The organism is Streptomyces sp. NPDC032745, assembly GCF_055579465.1.
In genome coordinates, this window is the sequence record NZ_JBVING010000001.1 from 1 (window position 1) to 15,241 (window position 15,241).

Annotated in this window: 15 protein-coding genes and 1 riboswitch; of the genes, 11 read left to right on the plus strand and 4 right to left on the minus strand. The window is 72.4% G+C overall.

What is annotated here, in order from left to right:
* Window positions 1–91: 91 nt before the first annotated feature.
* Entirely contained in the window at window positions 92–772 is a 681-nt protein-coding gene (locus ACZ5WG_RS00005) for a hypothetical protein (protein WP_468719478.1), read from the minus strand.
* Between the two features lie 260 nt (window positions 773–1,032).
* On the opposite strand from ACZ5WG_RS00005, the gene ACZ5WG_RS00010 reads away from it, so the two are divergent.
* The 6 genes from ACZ5WG_RS00010 to ACZ5WG_RS00035 all read left to right on the plus strand — a co-directional run bounded on the left by ACZ5WG_RS00010 (window position 1,033) and on the right by ACZ5WG_RS00035 (window position 6,745).
* A complete protein-coding gene (locus tag ACZ5WG_RS00010) occupies window positions 1,033–1,896 on the plus strand; it encodes a bifunctional methylenetetrahydrofolate dehydrogenase/methenyltetrahydrofolate cyclohydrolase (RefSeq protein WP_468719480.1) in 864 nt (287 codons plus the stop codon).
* Window positions 1,886–2,404: a DUF3017 domain-containing protein gene (locus tag ACZ5WG_RS00015; protein ID WP_468719482.1), complete on the plus strand. Its 519-nt coding sequence runs from the start codon at window positions 1,886–1,888 to the stop codon at window positions 2,402–2,404. Before ACZ5WG_RS00010 ends, ACZ5WG_RS00015 begins: the two co-directional genes overlap by 11 nt.
* A 271-nt stretch (window positions 2,405–2,675) precedes the next feature.
* Window positions 2,676–3,665, plus strand: coding sequence for a malate dehydrogenase (locus ACZ5WG_RS00020; protein ID WP_468719484.1), 990 nt, complete (start codon window positions 2,676–2,678; stop codon window positions 3,663–3,665).
* Window positions 3,666–3,813: 148 nt separating this feature from the next.
* Window positions 3,814–5,568, plus strand: a complete 1,755-nt coding sequence (locus tag ACZ5WG_RS00025) for a hypothetical protein (RefSeq protein WP_468719485.1) — start codon at window positions 3,814–3,816, stop codon at window positions 5,566–5,568.
* The gene (locus ACZ5WG_RS00030) at window positions 5,558–5,959 is read left to right on the plus strand and encodes a hypothetical protein (protein WP_468719487.1); all 402 of its coding nucleotides are present in this window, start codon (window positions 5,558–5,560) and stop codon (window positions 5,957–5,959) included. Before ACZ5WG_RS00025 ends, ACZ5WG_RS00030 begins: the two co-directional genes overlap by 11 nt.
* A 3-nt stretch (window positions 5,960–5,962) precedes the next feature.
* Window positions 5,963–6,745, plus strand: coding sequence for a hypothetical protein (locus ACZ5WG_RS00035; protein ID WP_468719489.1), 783 nt, complete (start codon window positions 5,963–5,965; stop codon window positions 6,743–6,745).
* Between the two features lie 24 nt (window positions 6,746–6,769).
* On the opposite strand, the gene ACZ5WG_RS00040 is transcribed toward ACZ5WG_RS00035, so the two are convergent.
* Window positions 6,770–7,273, minus strand: a complete 504-nt coding sequence (locus ACZ5WG_RS00040; RefSeq protein ID WP_468719491.1) for a carboxymuconolactone decarboxylase family protein — start codon at window positions 7,271–7,273, stop codon at window positions 6,770–6,772.
* A gap of 46 nt (window positions 7,274–7,319) precedes the next feature.
* Here ACZ5WG_RS00040 and pdxR point away from each other — a divergent pair, with 46 nt between their 5' ends.
* Window positions 7,320–8,714 carry a MocR-like pyridoxine biosynthesis transcription factor PdxR gene (gene pdxR / locus ACZ5WG_RS00045; RefSeq protein WP_468719493.1) on the plus strand — a complete coding sequence of 465 codons (1,395 nt, stop codon included), beginning with the start codon at window positions 7,320–7,322 and terminating at the stop codon, window positions 8,712–8,714.
* Window positions 8,715–8,798: 84 nt separating this feature from the next.
* Here pdxR and ACZ5WG_RS00050 read toward each other — a convergent pair whose 3' ends face one another.
* The gene (locus ACZ5WG_RS00050) at window positions 8,799–9,635 is read right to left on the minus strand and encodes a DMT family protein (protein ID WP_468720452.1); all 837 of its coding nucleotides are present in this window, start codon (window positions 9,633–9,635) and stop codon (window positions 8,799–8,801) included.
* 97 nt (window positions 9,636–9,732) lie between these two features.
* Between ACZ5WG_RS00050 and ACZ5WG_RS00055 the strand changes: the two genes are divergently transcribed.
* Together ACZ5WG_RS00055 and ACZ5WG_RS00060 are read left to right on the plus strand one after the other, a co-directional pair.
* Window positions 9,733–10,047 (plus strand): hypothetical protein, encoded by a 315-nt coding sequence (locus ACZ5WG_RS00055; RefSeq protein ID WP_468719494.1) that lies wholly within the window; start codon window positions 9,733–9,735, stop codon window positions 10,045–10,047.
* A gap of 6 nt (window positions 10,048–10,053) precedes the next feature.
* Window positions 10,054–11,244 (plus strand): glutathionylspermidine synthase family protein, encoded by a 1,191-nt coding sequence (locus tag ACZ5WG_RS00060; RefSeq protein ID WP_468719495.1) that lies wholly within the window; start codon window positions 10,054–10,056, stop codon window positions 11,242–11,244.
* A gap of 96 nt (window positions 11,245–11,340) precedes the next feature.
* Here ACZ5WG_RS00060 and rocD read toward each other — a convergent pair whose 3' ends face one another.
* Window positions 11,341–12,549 (minus strand): ornithine--oxo-acid transaminase, encoded by a 1,209-nt coding sequence (rocD, locus tag ACZ5WG_RS00065; protein ID WP_468719496.1) that lies wholly within the window; start codon window positions 12,547–12,549, stop codon window positions 11,341–11,343.
* 146 nt (window positions 12,550–12,695) lie between these two features.
* Window positions 12,696–12,786: riboswitch (ZMP/ZTP riboswitch) on the plus strand.
* A 35-nt stretch (window positions 12,787–12,821) separates the two neighbouring features.
* On the opposite strand from rocD, the gene ACZ5WG_RS00070 reads away from it, so the two are divergent.
* Together ACZ5WG_RS00070 and trpS are read left to right on the plus strand one after the other, a co-directional pair.
* Window positions 12,822–14,090, plus strand: a complete 1,269-nt coding sequence (locus tag ACZ5WG_RS00070; protein ID WP_468719497.1) for a serine hydroxymethyltransferase — start codon at window positions 12,822–12,824, stop codon at window positions 14,088–14,090.
* Between the two features lie 116 nt (window positions 14,091–14,206).
* Window positions 14,207–15,220, plus strand: coding sequence for a tryptophan--tRNA ligase (gene trpS, locus ACZ5WG_RS00075; protein ID WP_468719499.1), 1,014 nt, complete (start codon window positions 14,207–14,209; stop codon window positions 15,218–15,220).
* Window positions 15,221–15,241: the final 21 nt, after the last annotated feature.

The following is a 15,241-nucleotide window of genomic DNA, read 5'->3' on the forward strand; positions in this document are numbered from 1 at the left end:
CGTCGCTTCCCTCCTCCGCCTTGCGATCGCACGCACCAGACCCCGCCAGCCCCGCCCTTCCGGGCGGCCGACGCTACTTTGACGACACTCCCTAGTACTGCGGGCGCCGGAAGTACGCGCCGGCGGCCGAGTTGGCCAGGCCGACGAGGACCCAGAGGGCCAGCCCGAACTCGACCAGGCCCAGGATCAGCGAGAACACGACGGCGCCCGCGGCCGTGTCGCTGCTGAGCGCCACGAAGTTGGCCAGCACGCCGATCCCGGAGAAGAGGGTCATCAGCGAGCCGTAGATGATGCCGGAGACCCGGACACCGCCGCGGCCCTTGCCCAGCTTGGCGGCGGTCAGGATCGGCCACAGCGACAGGGCCAGGGCGAAGATGCCGGCGACGACGATCACGCCGCCGGCGAGCGCGCCCGCGTCGCTCGCCGAGGAGCCGTAGTCCGAGGAGCTGGAGGAGTCCGCGAACAGCGAGGCGAACAGCGCCCCGCCGATGAGGACGACGATCCCGCCCAGGACCTGGAGACCACCGACGATGAACAGGATGACGCGGGCGGCCTTCACCCCGCCGGGCATGGGCATCTGGGCACCCGGGTATCCGCCGGGACCCGCCGGGTAAGCCTGGTTCGGGTAGCCCATCGGTGCCTGCTGCGGGTAGGCGTAGCCGCCCTGCGGCGGGACGCTCTGCGGTGCCTGCTGCGGGTAGCCGTAGCCGGGCTGCCCCTGCGGGGCCGGCTGCTGCTGCCCGTACGGGTTGTTCGGGTCGCCGAAGCTCATCTTGGGGTGTTCCTCCGTGGAAGTGCGGGGACGCACGGCACGCACGGAGGAAAATACTGCGATCTGCGGTCCGCCCCCCGGCACTGCCCGCGGCACTCTTTCGGTCATCGTGGTCCGATCGGGCCGGAGTTGTCCAGCCGCGGCGCGACCGGACCGTCACTTGTTGTGCAAGTGCAATGAATGGTTCAAGGCTGTGACGAACCCGCGGCGACCCCCCCCACGACTGGAACCGGGACCGTCCCATCCGGGAGGATGGGTCCATGACCGCCCAGATTCTCGATGGCAAGGCCACCGCCGCCGCGATCAAGTCCGAACTGACCGCCCGCGTGGCGGAGCTCAAGGCCCGGGGCATCACCCCCGGCCTCGGCACCCTGCTGGTCGGTGACGACCCGGGCAGCCGCTGGTACGTCAACGGCAAGCACAAGGACTGCGCCGAGGTCGGCATCGCGTCCATCCAGCGCGAACTGCCCGCGACGGCCTCCCAGGAGGACATCGAGGCCGTCGTACGGGAACTGAACGCGAACCCGGAGTGCACCGGCTACATCGTCCAACTCCCGCTCCCCAAGGGCATCGACACCAACCGGGTCCTGGAGCTGATGGACCCGGCCAAGGACGCCGACGGCCTGCACCCGATGTCGCTCGGCCGGCTGGTGCTGAACGAGCCGGGCCCGCTGCCCTGCACCCCGTACGGAATCGTCCAGCTGCTGCGCCACCACGGCGTCGAGATCAACGGCGCGCACGTCGTGCTCCTGGGCCGCGGCATCACCGTCGGGCGCTCCATGGGCCTGCTGCTGACCCGCAAGTCGGAGAACGCCACCGTGACCCTGTGCCACACCGGCACCCGCGACCTGCCCGCCCAGCTGCGCCAGGCGGACATCATCGTCGCGGCGGCCGGCGTCCCGCACCTGGTCAAGCCGCAGGACGTGAAGCCCGGCGCGGCCGTCCTGGACGTGGGCGTCAGCCGCGACGAGCACGGCAAGATCGTCGGCGATGTGCACCCCGGCGTCGCCGAGGTGGCCGGCTGGATCTCCCCGAACCCGGGCGGAGTCGGCCCGATGACCCGCGCGCAGCTGCTCGTGAACGTCGTCGAGGCGGCGGAACGGACGTCGACCAGTGCAGGCTGAGCACGAAGCGGAAGCGGGGACCGGCGCGGAGCCCGGCGCCGGGACCGCGGCCGGCACCGGCGGAGCCGGAGCCGGGGCCGGGGCCGGAGCCGAGGTCGGCGGCGAAGCCGCCGCCCCCGACGCCGCCAAGTCGCGCCGCTTCCCCTCCATCACCAAGGACACCGCCCGCCCCGAGGGTCACGGCCGGGCCGCGCCCGGCGACGCCCTCGCGGCCCGCCAGTGGCCGATGCTCAGCGTGCTCGCCGCCACCGCGGTCGGACTGCTCCTGACCGCGCTGGGACACCCCAAGCTCGGCTGCCTGGTGATAGGCGTGGCCCTGATCACGGCTTCCGTACTGCGGCGCGTGCTGCCGTCGGTGGGGATGCTCGCGGTGCGCTCCCGCTTCACGGACATGGTCACGTACGGGCTGCTGGGGGTGGCGATCACGCTGCTCACGCTGGTGATGGAGCCCAAGCCGTGGCTGGAGATCCCGTTCTTGGAGAGCGCGGTCCGCTTCACGGTCCGCTGAGGCGGCCACGGAGGCCCGCCGAGCCTTTCGTTCGCCTGCGCGACACCCGTCCGGCGGTACCGGACGGCTGAAAAACGGGGGGAAATCCCCCTCCGCACCTTCGAACTCCCGGTCCGTGTGCCGTGCACCACACGGACCGGGGGGTTGGGCCGCTCGAAGGTCGGATAGCCTGACGCCGGATGTCTCTTCACGTCAAGATTCGCAGGGAAGCGGCGTCCGCCAGCACATGGGGCGGGGACGCCCCACCGCCAGCTGTCTAACGGAGAAGGCCATGACCCGCACTCCCGTGAATGTCACCGTCACCGGCGCCGCCGGCCAGATCGGCTACGCGCTGCTCTTCCGCATCGCTTCCGGTCACCTGCTCGGCGCGGACGTGCCGGTCAAGCTCCGTCTTCTGGAGATCCCCCAGGGCATGAAGGCCGCCGAGGGCACTGCCATGGAGCTCGACGACTGCGCCTTCCCGCTGCTCAAGGGCATCGACATCTTCGACGACCCGAACGCGGGCTTCGAGGGTGCGAACGTCGCCCTGCTCGTGGGCGCCCGCCCGCGCACCAAGGGCATGGAGCGCGGTGACCTGCTCTCCGCCAACGGCGGCATCTTCAAGCCGCAGGGCGCCGCGATCAACGCGCACGCCGCGGACGACATCAAGGTCCTGGTCGTGGGCAACCCGGCCAACACCAACGCGCTCATCGCGCAGGCCGCCGCCCCGGACGTACCGGCCGAGCGCTTCACCGCGATGACCCGCCTGGACCACAACCGCGCGATCTCGCAGCTCGCGCAGAAGACCGGCGCCGCCGTCTCCGACATCAAGCGCCTCACCATCTGGGGCAACCACTCGGCGACCCAGTACCCGGACATCTTCCACGCGGACATCGCCGGCAAGAACGCCGCCGAGGTCGTCAGCGACGAGCAGTGGCTCGCCGACACCTTCATCCCGACCGTCGCCAAGCGCGGCGCCGCGATCATCGAGGCCCGTGGCGCGTCCTCGGCCGCCTCGGCCGCCAACGCCGCCATCGACCACGTCCACACGTGGGTCAACGGCACCGCCGCGGGCGACTGGACCTCCATGGGCATCCCGTCGGACGGCTCCTACGGCGTCCCGGAGGGCCTGATCTCCTCCTTCCCGGTCACCTGCAAGGACGGCAAGTACGAGATCGTCCAGGGCCTGGACATCAACGAGTTCTCCCGCACCCGCATCGACGCCTCGGTCGCCGAGCTCGTCGAGGAGCGCGACGCGGTCCGCGAGCTCGGCCTGATCTGATCCGATCCGGCCGATCATCCGGCCGGTCCGGTCCGAAACGCCTGAAAGGCCCCGGCGCACTGCGCGCCGGGGCCTTTTGGCGTGAACCGCCCTGTCCCTCACCGCACCCGCCCCGTACGGTTTCCCTCCTCCTGACCGAGGGGAACTCGTGAGCGGCACACCGGACGGCAGGACCCCCGTGGACCCGGCGGTATCGGAGGCGGGACGTCTCCTGTGCGCCGGCACCTACCTCGACGCCGTCTACCGCGACCGGGTGATCGAGGAGCTGTACGTCCACGAGGAACGGTTCCCCGCCCCCTCGTACGGGTTCGACGCGGCCCGCGTCCTCGCCCACGCCCTGCGTGCCCTGCGCACCGAAGTGGCCTGGTCGGCGGCGATCGTCGCGGCGTGGGGCCTCGGCCTGTTCCTCACTCGCGCGTTCTTCGTTTTCCTGCTCGTCCCGGCGCTGCTCCTGAGCGGGGCCGGGCGGATCAAGAAGCGCCGCGAGCGGACCGGCCGTGGCGGCGGCCGGGTCTTCGAGTGGATCCTGCGCGGCTGCGCCTGCTTCCTCCTCGGCCGCATCCTGTGGGGGGTGCTCCGGGGGTTCTTCGCGGACGACGCGGGCAACGGGGAAGGCCTGGACCTGAGGGAGCTCGGCGCGTACCTGGCCCACGTCCTGCAGACCGACCCGCTGGGCCTCTTCCTGGAGATCCCGAGGATCGGCCAGGTCTACGGGGAGGCCTACTCGTGGACGGTCGTCCTGATCGCCGTGCTGGTCACGGTGCTCGTCGGCCTGCAGCGCGGCCACTTCGCGCAGATCATCCGCTCCTCACTCAGCCGGGCGCAGTACGAGGACCGGTCCGGCGACCCCGCGGCGGGCCGGCGCTACCAGCGGGCCCGGGAGGACATCGAGCGCGCCCAGCACGCGCCGCTGGTCCTGTACGACGTCGGCAACCCGTTCTGCGGCGCCGGCAAGGCCCATCTGCCGTGGCAGCTCACCGTGGAGCTGCGCCCGCGCACCGCGGCGGGAGCCCGGCGCCTCGACAACGAGCGGATCATCGAACAGATCCGGCCCAGGCTGGAGGCCCTGCGGACCCCCTCGCCGCGCGGTTCCGAGGCGGCGGAAGACGCCGTACTGGACCGGCTGCGCGAGCTGGTCGTCGACGAGTGCGTGTTCCTGCCGGCCGCCGGAGTGCCCGACGTGGACGCGGTGGACCTGTCCGCGGAGGCCTTCGCCGAGCACCGCGCCGCCGCGGTCGAGGAGGGTGGCGAGCGGCGCCGGCACTTCCTGCGCGTCCGGATCGGCGGCTGGGACGAGAACCTCGTCATCACCGTCTTCATCCGGGTCCACACGCAGGGCGGCATGCTGATGCTGGAGGTCGCGCCGCACGTGCTGCTGCCGGTGCGGCCCGATTTCCAGGGAGCCGACGACATCGCCCGTCGGTACCACCGCAACACCCCCGTGGCCAAGGTGCTCCTGGCCCTCACCCATGCGCCCGGCTCCCTCGGCGTGGCCCTCGCGACGCTGGGCGGGGCCTGCCGGGTCCCGTGGCGGCTGGCGACCGCCGGGCACGGTGTCGCGTACGCGGCGGGACCGGCCGCCTCCGTACGCGAACTGGCCTCGCAGGAGGACGGATCGCTGTTCCAGCTGATGGACCTGGACCGGTACCTGAAGACGATCCAGGAGCGGATCGTCGGCGGCGTGACGCTGGCGCTGCACGACGCGGGCTGGCACACCGAGGAGTTCGCGGAGCGTGCCGTCAACGTCGCGGAGGGCGGGGTGTTCATCCAGTCGGTGAGCAACAGCGCCTTCGGGATCCACGGCGTGAGCCACAACAGCACGGTGAACAACGGGACGACGGACAAGGCGGAACGCAAGGACGGGCGCGTGGGCGCGGGCAAGGAGAGCAGAAGTGGCAAGTAGCGCAGACGCCGGGCAGCCGCTGCCCTCGGTGCGGATCGGCGACGTGCAGGGCAGCGCCTTCAGCATCGGCGGCGCGGACGTCAGCAACAGCACGGTCAACCACGCCGGTACGGGCCCGGGCACGGGTGCGGACGGCCCGGCCGCGCAGGAGCTGCTGGAGGCCGTACGCGACCTCCGCGCCGCCCTCGTGCGGCTGCCCCGCAGTGACGGGCGGGCTGCACTCGACGCCGAACTGGACGCGGCGGCCGAGGAGTTGGCGGGACCCGGTGAGGAGGTCCGGCCGGGCCTGGCCGCCCGGCTGCGCGGGGTGCTGGAGCGGTGGGCCCCGCTGGTGGACTCGGTGAGCGCGGCCACGGCGCTGGCCGCCCTGCTGACGTCGTTCGGGGGGTGATCCGTGGCCCCGGAGAGCGGCCCCGTCCGCTGGAACCCGCAGGCGCAGCAGTGGGAGCAGTGGGAGGAGTGGGAAGAGGCGGCGCCGGGGTCCGAGGGGCCGCCGCACCCGTCGGGCCCGCAGCCGCCGCCGAAGCCCGCCTACCCGCCGGGCGCAGTCCGGCCGGGGGAGCCGGGGGATCCGGACACCCCGGCCGGCCGGGAGGCTCCGGACGGCGTACCGGCCGTGCAGCGCACGGCGCGCAGCCTGTGGCCGCGGGTGGCCGTCGCCGGCGGCCTGGCGGTGGTCCTCGGCGGGGCCGCGCTGGCGGTCGTGCTCGTACCGGGGGAACCGGCGGGGCTGCCGGCCGGCTACAAGGTGCTGCGCAGTGCCGGATCGGGCTTCCAGGTCGCGGTCCCCGACGACTGGCAGCTCAGCACGTCCGAGTCCGGGACCGAGGCGGGCACGGTGTTCCGCCCCGGACAGGGCCGGGGCAGCCTGCTCCAGGTCCTCAAGGTCACCGGCGGCCCCGGCGATCCGTGCGAGGTCCTGCACGAGGGCACCAGCGGGCTGAGTGCCCGGGACGGCTACCGGCGGCTCTCGCTCGAATCGGTGGAGAGCACCGGCTGCGAGCTCGTCTACGAGCTCCCCGACACGGACGCGAACGGGACCGGACACGGCATCGGGCGGCTCACCGTCGCCTCCGACGGCAGCCGGTGGGTGCTCATGGCCTTCGGCCCGGCCGCCGAGGCCAAGGCCGTCCGCACCCGCATGGCGGCGGCCCTGGGCTCGTTCCGGCCGGACTGACGGCCGGTCCCGCCCGGCCGGTTCCTACTTGAACATGCCCGGCGTGTAGTGGCCCGGGACCATGCGGGTGGTCACCGCGAAGCGGTTCCAGACGTTGATCGTCGCGATCACGGCGATCAGCTGGGCGAGCTCCTTCTCCTCGAAGTGCTTCGCGGCCTTCTCGTACACCTCGTCGGGAACGAAACCGTCGGTCAGGACGGTCACGGCCTCGGTCAGCTCGAGCGCCGCGGCCTCCTTCTCGGTGTAGAAGTGGCGCGACTCCTCCCAGGCGGCGAGCTGGACGATCCGCTCGACGCTCTCGCCCGCGGCGAGCGCGTCCTTCGCGTGCATGTCCAGGCAGAAGGCGCAGTGGTTGATCTGCGAGGCGCGGATCTTGACGAGCTCGACCAGGACCGGGTCCAGGCCCTTCTTCGAGGCGGTCTCCAGGCCCACGATGGCCTTGTAGACGTCGGGCACGTGCTGGGCCCAGCCCATGCGCGGGGTGTGCTCGGGCGCGTGTGCGGCGGTGTGTTCGTGCGTGGTGGTCATGTCCCCACCGTAGGCAGCAGGCGGCCCGCCGATATGGTCCATATCCATGACGGAATCATGGGCCACTTTCGGTGCCGACCTGCATCTGGACCTCTCCGCCGGGCGAGGTCTGCGGGCCGGTCTCGTCGACGCGCTGCGCGAGGCCGCGCGCAGCGGGCGGCTGGCGCCCGGGACCCGGCTGCCGTCGTCGCGGTCGTTCGCCGCCGACCTCGGGATCGCGCGGAACACGGTCGCGGAGGCGTACGCCGAGCTCGTCGCCGAGGGCTGGCTGACGGCCCGGCAGGGCTCGGGCACGCGGGTCGCGGAACGGGCCCGCCCGCGGCGGCCCGCGGGCGCCGCCCGGGTCCGGCGTCCCGAGCGGCGGCGGCCCTCGTACAGCCTGCTGCCCGGCACCCCGGACCCGGGCGGCTTCCCGCGCGCCGCCTGGCTGACGGCGGCCCGGCGTGCCCTGACGGACGCGCCGAACGATGCCTTCGGGTACGCGGCGGACGCGCGCGGCCGGGTGGAGCTGCGGGAGGCGCTCGCGGGGTACCTGGCCAGGGCGCGCGGGGTGTACGCGGACCCGGAGCGGATCGTGCTGTGCGCGGGGTTCGTGCATGCGCTGACGCTGCTGGCGGGGGTGCTGCGGGCGCGGCGGGTACGGGAGGTGGCGGTCGAGGGGTACAGCCTCGACCTGCACCGGGACCTGCTGACGGGGGCGGGGCTGCGGACCGGGCCGCTGCCGGTGGACGCCTCGGGGGCGCGGACGCCGGACCTGTCCGCGGAGGCGGGGGCGGTGCTGCTGACCCCCGCCCACCAGTTCCCCACCGGGGCGGCGCTGACCCCGGCCCGGCGGGCGGCCGCGGTCGACTGGGCCCGGACCACGGGCGGGCTGATCCTGGAGGACGACTACGACGGGGAGTTCCGCTACGACCGCCAGTCGGTGGGGGCGTTGCAGGGACTGGACCCGGACCGGGTGGTGTACCTCGGCACGGCGAGCAAGTCGCTCGCGCCGGGGCTGCGGATGGGGTGGATGGTGGTGCCGCCGGGGCTGCTGGACGAGGTCGTCGCGGCGAAGGGGCCGATCGACTGGACGTCGAGTGCGCTGGACCAGCTGACGCTCGCGGAGTTCATCCGGTCCGGGGCGTACGACCGGCATGTGCGCGGCATGCGGCTGCGGTACCGCAGGCGCCGGGACGAGCTGGTCGCGGCCGTTTCCGGCCGGGTGGCGGTGTCGGGCATCGCTGCGGGCCTGCACGCGGTGCTGGACCTCCCGGCGGGGACGCAGGCCTCGGTGCTGCGGGCGGCGGCCTGGCAGGACCTGGCCCTGGAGACCCTGTCCCGCTACACCCACCCGGAGGCAGGGCTTCCGCCCCGCGAGGCGCTGGTGGTGGGTTACGGGACCCCGTCGACGAGCGCATGGTCCCCGACGCTGGCGGCCCTGCTTTCCGCTCTGCCGTGACGCCGGTGCGTCCGCGCGCCGCCGCTGTCGGGGGCTCCGCCCCCGAACCCTCCCCCTCGCTGCGCCGGGGGGACCCCCAGCGCCTCAAACGCCGGCAGGGCTGGGTTCTGCCGGGGGTTCACCGAAGCGGGTCAGGAGGAGGGCTCCGGCGACCGAGACCGCGAAGCCGAGGACCGCCAGCCAGGTCAGGCCCTCACGGGTGCGGTCGCCGAGCCAGACCACCCCGACCACCGCCGGGCCGATCGTCTCGCCGATCACCATGCCCGCCGTTGCCGTCGTCACCGAGCCCCGCTGCAGCGCCGAGGTGAGCAGCAGGAACGCCGCGCCCCCGCCCAGCAGCAGTGCGTACAGCGCCGGGTTCGTGAGCGACCTGAACGAGATGTCGTCGATGAGGCGGACCGCCACCTCCACCACCCCGAAGCCCGTCCCCGCCGCCAGGCCGAGGACCAGCGCCCGGGAGCGGTCCGGGAGCCCGCCGGCCACGGCCCCCACCAGCAGCACCAGCCCGGCCACCACCAGCAGCCCCAGCTGCAGCGCGAACGAACCCGTCCCCGAGCCCTCCTCGCCCGACGCCAGCCCCAGCATCGCCAGCCCCGCGCACACCACCCCCACCGCGCCCCACTCGGCCCCGCTCAGCCGTACGTGCAGCAGCCACGCCGAGACCACCGCCGTCACCGCGAGGCTCGCCGCCAGCGCCGCCCCCACCGTGTAGATCGGGATGTTCTTCAGCGCCACGATCTGGAGGACGAACCCGGCCGCGTCCAGCCCCAGGCCCAGCACGTACCGCCACTGCCGTGCCGCCCGCAGCAGCAGCGCCGTGTCCACCCCCGACCCGGTGCCCGGCTCCACCGCCCGCGCGGCCATCGCCTGCAGGACCGACGCCGTGCCGAAGCAGACCGCCGCACCGAGCGCGCAAACCATCCCAAGAAGCACGAATTGACTCTAGGTCATGGAGGTGATGAGAGGGTTTCGGCGGCCGGATTCCATCGCTTCGGTGCCCCGTTCTAGTCTGTCCGCCATGGACGACAGCAGTAGAAGCACCACCACCCGACGCCGCATGCGCTCCGGCAGCGTCGCCCTCGGCGGCATGGGCCTGCTCGCCGCCGCCCTCGTGGCCTGCGGCAGCAGCAGCGAGCCCGACAAGCGCTGCGTGGACCGCGCCACCATGGAGAAGCTGAACAGCAAGGAGTGCAAGAGCGGAAGCAGCAGCAGCCGCGGCACGTACTACTACGGCGGCAGCGTCTCCAACAACCGGGTCAGCGGAGGCAGCTTCGACAAGTCGGCCGTCACCCGCGGCGGCATCGGCGGCCACTCCAGCTCCAGCGGCGGCTGACCCCGAGTGCGCCGTCACACCATCGAGCCGCGCCCCGACTGGCAGAAGACCGTCGAGGAGCAGGGGCTCGTCTACCCCCTCACCCGCTACCCCGACGACTCCCTGCGCCCCTACTGGGACGAGAGCGCGTACTACTCCTTCTCGCTGCCCGAGGTCGAGGCGCTGGAGAACGTCGTCGAGGAGCTGCACGCCATGTGCCTGGCCGCGGCCGCGCACATCGTCGAGCACGACCGCTTCGCGGACCTCGGCATCACCGACCCGCGCCTCGCGGAGCGCATCGCCGAGTCCTGGCGCCGGCGCGCCGAACAGCCGTCCCTGTACGGCCGGTTCGACCTGCGCTACGAGGGCGACGGCGGCCCGGCCAAGATGCTGGAGTACAACGCCGACACCCCCACCTCCCTCGTGGAGGCGGCCAGTCCGCAGTGGTTCTGGATGGAGGAGCGCTTCCCCGGCGCCGACCAGTGGAACTCCCTCCACGAGCGGCTCGTCGAGGCCTGGCGCCGGCAGGCGGAGCTGCTGCCGCCCGGCCCGCTGCACTTCGCGCACTCCGAGACCGACGAGCTCGGCGAGGACCTGATGACGGTCGCCTACCTCCAGGAGACCGCCGAGCAGGCGGGCCTGGAGACCGAGGCGCTGTCCGTCGAGCAGATCGGCTGGGACAGCCTGTCGGGCCGGTTCGTGGACCAGAAGCTCGGCTTCATCCGCAGCTGCTTCAAGCTCTACCCGTGGGAATGGCTGGCCACCGACGCGTTCGGCCCGCAGGTCCTCGGTACGTACGACCACGGCGGCGGCTCCGGGACCACCACCTGGATCGAGCCGCTGTGGAAGATGCTGCTGTCCAACAAGGCGCTGCTGGCGATCCTGTGGGAGCTCTTCCCGGAGCACCCGAACCTGCTGCCCGCCTACCTCGACGGCCCGCGCGAGCTCGCGCAGACCACCGGGTACGCGGCGAAGCCCCTGCTGGGCCGCGAGGGCGCCGGTGTCACCCTGCACCCGGCCGGCGGCGAGCCGTTCGTACCGGACGAGGACGAGACGTACGTCTTCCAGGGCCTGGCCCCGCTGCCCGACTTCGACGGCAACCGCGTGGTGCTCGGCGCGTGGGTCGTCGAGGAGGAGGCGGCGGGCCTCGGCATCCGCGAGTCGGCGGGCCCGGTCACCGACGAGTACGCCCGCTTCCTGCCGCACGTCATCCTGTAGCCGCGTCCGGTGGCCGCCGGCCCGGCCCGGCCCGTCTGCCCGCGGGCGCGGCCGGGACCCGCTCGGCCGCCGGCCGCGCCCGCGGCGGAGCCGGGGTCAGCCGGCCGCGAGCACGGACCGCAGCTGGTCCAGACCCCAGTCCAGGTCCTCCTTGCTGATCACCAGCGGCGGCGCGATCCGGATCGTCGACCCGTGCGTGTCCTTGACCAGCACGCCCAGCTCCATCAGCCTCTCGGAGATCTCCCGGCCCGTGCCGTGCCCCGGGTCGATGTCGACGCCGGCCCACAGCCCCCGCCCGCGGACGGCGGTCACCGCACCCCCGCCGACCAGCAGGTTCAGTTCCCGGTGCAGGTGGTCGCCGAGCTCGGTGGCACGCTGCTGGTACTCGCCGGTGCGCAGCATCGCGATCACCTCCAGGGCGACCGCACAGGCCAGCGGGTTGCCGCCGAAGGTGGAGCCGTGCTCGCCGGGCCGGAACACCCCGAGCACGTCCCGGTCGGCGACGACGGCCGAGACCGGGACCACGCCGCCGCCCAGTGCCTTGCCGAGGACGTACACGTCCGGCACGACCTCCTCGTGCTCGCACGCGAACGTCTTCCCGGTCCGGCCCAGCCCCGACTGGATCTCGTCCGCCATGAACAGCACGTTCCGCTCGCGCGTGAGCTCCCGTACGCCCCGCAGGTACCCGGCGGGCGGCACCAGCACCCCCGCCTCGCCCTGGATCGGCTCCAGCAGCACCGCCACGGTGTTCGCCGTGACGGCCGCGGCCAGCGCGGTGAGGTCCCCGTACGGCACGATCTCGAACCCCGGCGTGTAGGGCCCGTAGTGGTCGCGGGCCTCGTGGTCCGTCGAGAAGCTCACGATCGTCGTCGTCCGGCCGTGGAAGTTGCCGGACGCGACCACGATCTTGGCCTGCCCGTCCGGGACGCCCTTGACCTCGTAGCCCCACTTGCGCGCCGTCTTGACCGCCGTCTCCACGGCCTCCGCACCCGTGTTCATCGGCAGCACCATCTCCTTGCCGCAGAGCGCGGCGAGCTCGGTGCAGAAGTCGGCGAACCGGTCGTGGTGGAAGGCCCGTGAGGTGAGGGTGACCCGCTCCAGCTGGGCCTTGGCGGCGTCGAGCAGACGCCGGTTGCCGTGGCCGAAGTTGAGCGCCGAGTAGCCCGCGAGCATGTCCAGGTAGCGGCGGCCCTCCACGTCGGTCATCCACGCGCCTTCCGCGGACGCCACGACGACGGGCAGCGGGTGGTAGTTGTGCGCACTGTGGGCCTCGGCGGAACGCATGGCATCAGCAGTTGTCGACACGGGGTCTCCGATCGTCGGTCAGGCGGGCCGGGTGACAGGGGTGACGAGGGTGGTGCCACCGGCGTCACATCACCTTGTATACGGCTATACGTCGCTCGTATACCGGACGGGGAAACCTTTCCTGTGGACCGCCCGCTAAGGTGGGCGGCACGCACGGCGACTGGCGTACGGAGAACCAACTCCGGGGGAGTCGTGCGCGCACGACCGCATTCAGGGCCGCTCGCCTGGGCCTCGCGGGGACGAGATCTGACATCGACCCCGGAGGAGCCGCCATGAGCGCGAGCCGCCACCCCGCCCTTCTCGCCACGGACCCCGAGCTGGCGTCCTACGTCACCGCCGAGGAATCCCTGCAGGCGCAGACCCTGCGTCTGATACCCAGTGAGAACTACGTGTCCGCCGCCGTGCTCGAGGCCTCCGGCACGGTGCTGCAGAACAAGTACAGCGAGGGCTACCCGGGCCGCCGCTACTACGAGGGCCAGCAGAACATCGACCGCGTCGAGGCGCTGGCCGTCGAGCGGGCCAAGGGCCTGTTCGGGGTGGACCACGCGAACGTCCAGCCGTACTCCGGCTCGCCGGCGAACCTCGCGGTGTACCTGGCCTTCGCGAAGCCCGGCGACACGGTGATGGGCATGGCCCTGCCGATGGGCGGGCACCTGACGCACGGCTGGGGGGTCTCGGCGACGGGGTCGTGGTTCCGGGGCGTGCAGTACGGGGTGTCCGCCGAGACGGGCCTGATCGACTACGACGCGGTGCGCGAGCTGGCCCTGACGGAGCGCCCGAAGATCATCTTCTGTGGTGGTACGGCGCTCCCGCGCACGATCGACTTCGCGGCGTTCGCCTCGATCGCGCAGGAGGCGGGCTCGATCCTGGTCGCGGACGTGGCGCACATCGCGGGCCTGATCGCGGGCGGGGCGCACCCGTCGCCCGTCGGGCACGTGGACGTGGTCTCCACCACCACGCACAAGACGCTGCGCGGCCCGCGGGGCGCGATGCTGATGTGCCGGGAGGAGCACGCGAAGGCCATCGACAAGGCGGTGTTCCCGGGCCTGCAGGGCGGTCCGCACAACCAGACGACGGCGGGCATCGCGGTGGCGCTGCACGAGGCGGCGCAGCCGTCGTTCGTGACGTACGCGCATGCGGTGGTGGCGAACGCGAAGGCGCTGGCGGCGGCCCTGCTCTCCCGGGGCTTCGACCTGGTCTCGGGCGGCACGGACAACCACCTGATCCTGATGGACCTGACCTCGCGGGGGGTCCCGGGCAAGGTGGCGGCCAAGGCGCTCGACCGGGCGGGGATCGTCGTGAACTACAACACGGTCCCGTTCGACCCGCGCAAGCCGTTCGACCCGTCGGGCATCCGTATCGGCACTCCGTCGCTGACCTCGCGGGGCCTGGCTGTGGAGCACATGCCGGTGGTGGCGGACTGGATCTCCCGGGCGGTGGACGCCGCGTCCAAGTCGGACGAGCCGGCCCTGTCCGCGATCCGCGCCGAGGTGGCGGACCTCCTCTCGGCCTACCCGGCACCTGGCCTCCCCCTGTCCTGACCCCGGACGAGGCGCGGACCTGCCCCCGGACTCCGTCCGGGGGCAGGTCCGGGGCGGAGCCCGGGAATCGGTCAGGCGCGGCCCGTCACGGCTCCGGCACCTGAGAGAATGGAGCCATGGCTTCTGATCGTCCTCGCGCGCTCTCCGGTATCCAGCCCACCTCCGGTTCGTTCCACCTCGGGAACTACCTCGGAGCCATCCGCCAGTACGTCGCCCTGCAGGAGACGCACGACGCCTTCTACATGGTGGTCGACCTGCACGCGATCACCATGCCGCAGGATCCGAAGGATCTCCGCGCGAACACCCGGCTCTCCGCCGCGCAGCTCCTCGCCGCCGGTCTCGACCCCGAGCGCTGCACGCTCTTCATCCAGAGCCACGTCCCGGAACACGCGCAGCTCGGCTGGGTCATGAACTGCATCACCGGCTTCGGCGAGGCCAGCCGGATGACCCAGTTCAAGGACAAGTCCGCCAAGGGCGGCGTCAACAACGCCACCGTCGGCCTGTTCACGTACCCGATCCTCCAGGTCGCCGACATCCTGCTCTACCAGGCGAACGCCGTCCCCGTCGGCGAGGACCAGCGCCAGCACATCGAGCTGACCCGCGACCTGGCCGAGCGCTTCAACCAGCGCTACGGCCAGACCTTCACCCTCCCCGCCGCGCACATCGTCAAGGAGGTCGCGAAGATCTACGACCTCCAGGACCCGTCGATCAAGATGTCGAAGTCCGCGTCGTCCCCCAAGGGCCTGATCAACCTCCTCGACGAGCCCAAGGTCACCGAGAAGAAGATCAAGAGCGCGGTCACCGACACCGAGGCCGAGGTCCGCTTCGACGCCGAGCACAAGCCCGGCGTCAGCAACCTGCTCACGATCTACTCCACCCTCACGGGGGAGTCGGTCCCCGCCCTCGAGGCCAAGTACGAGGGCAAGGGCTACGGCGCGCTGAAGACGGACCTGGCCGGTGTGATGGTCGATTTCGTCACACCGTTCAAGCAGCGCACCCAGGAATACCTGGACGACCCGGAGACGCTGGACTCCATCCTCGCCAAGGGCGCGGAGAAGGCCCGCGCGGTCGCCGCCGAGACCCTGGCGCAGGCCTACGACCGCCTCGGACTGGTCCCCGCCAAGCACTGACCCGGGGCTGACAAATCGGTC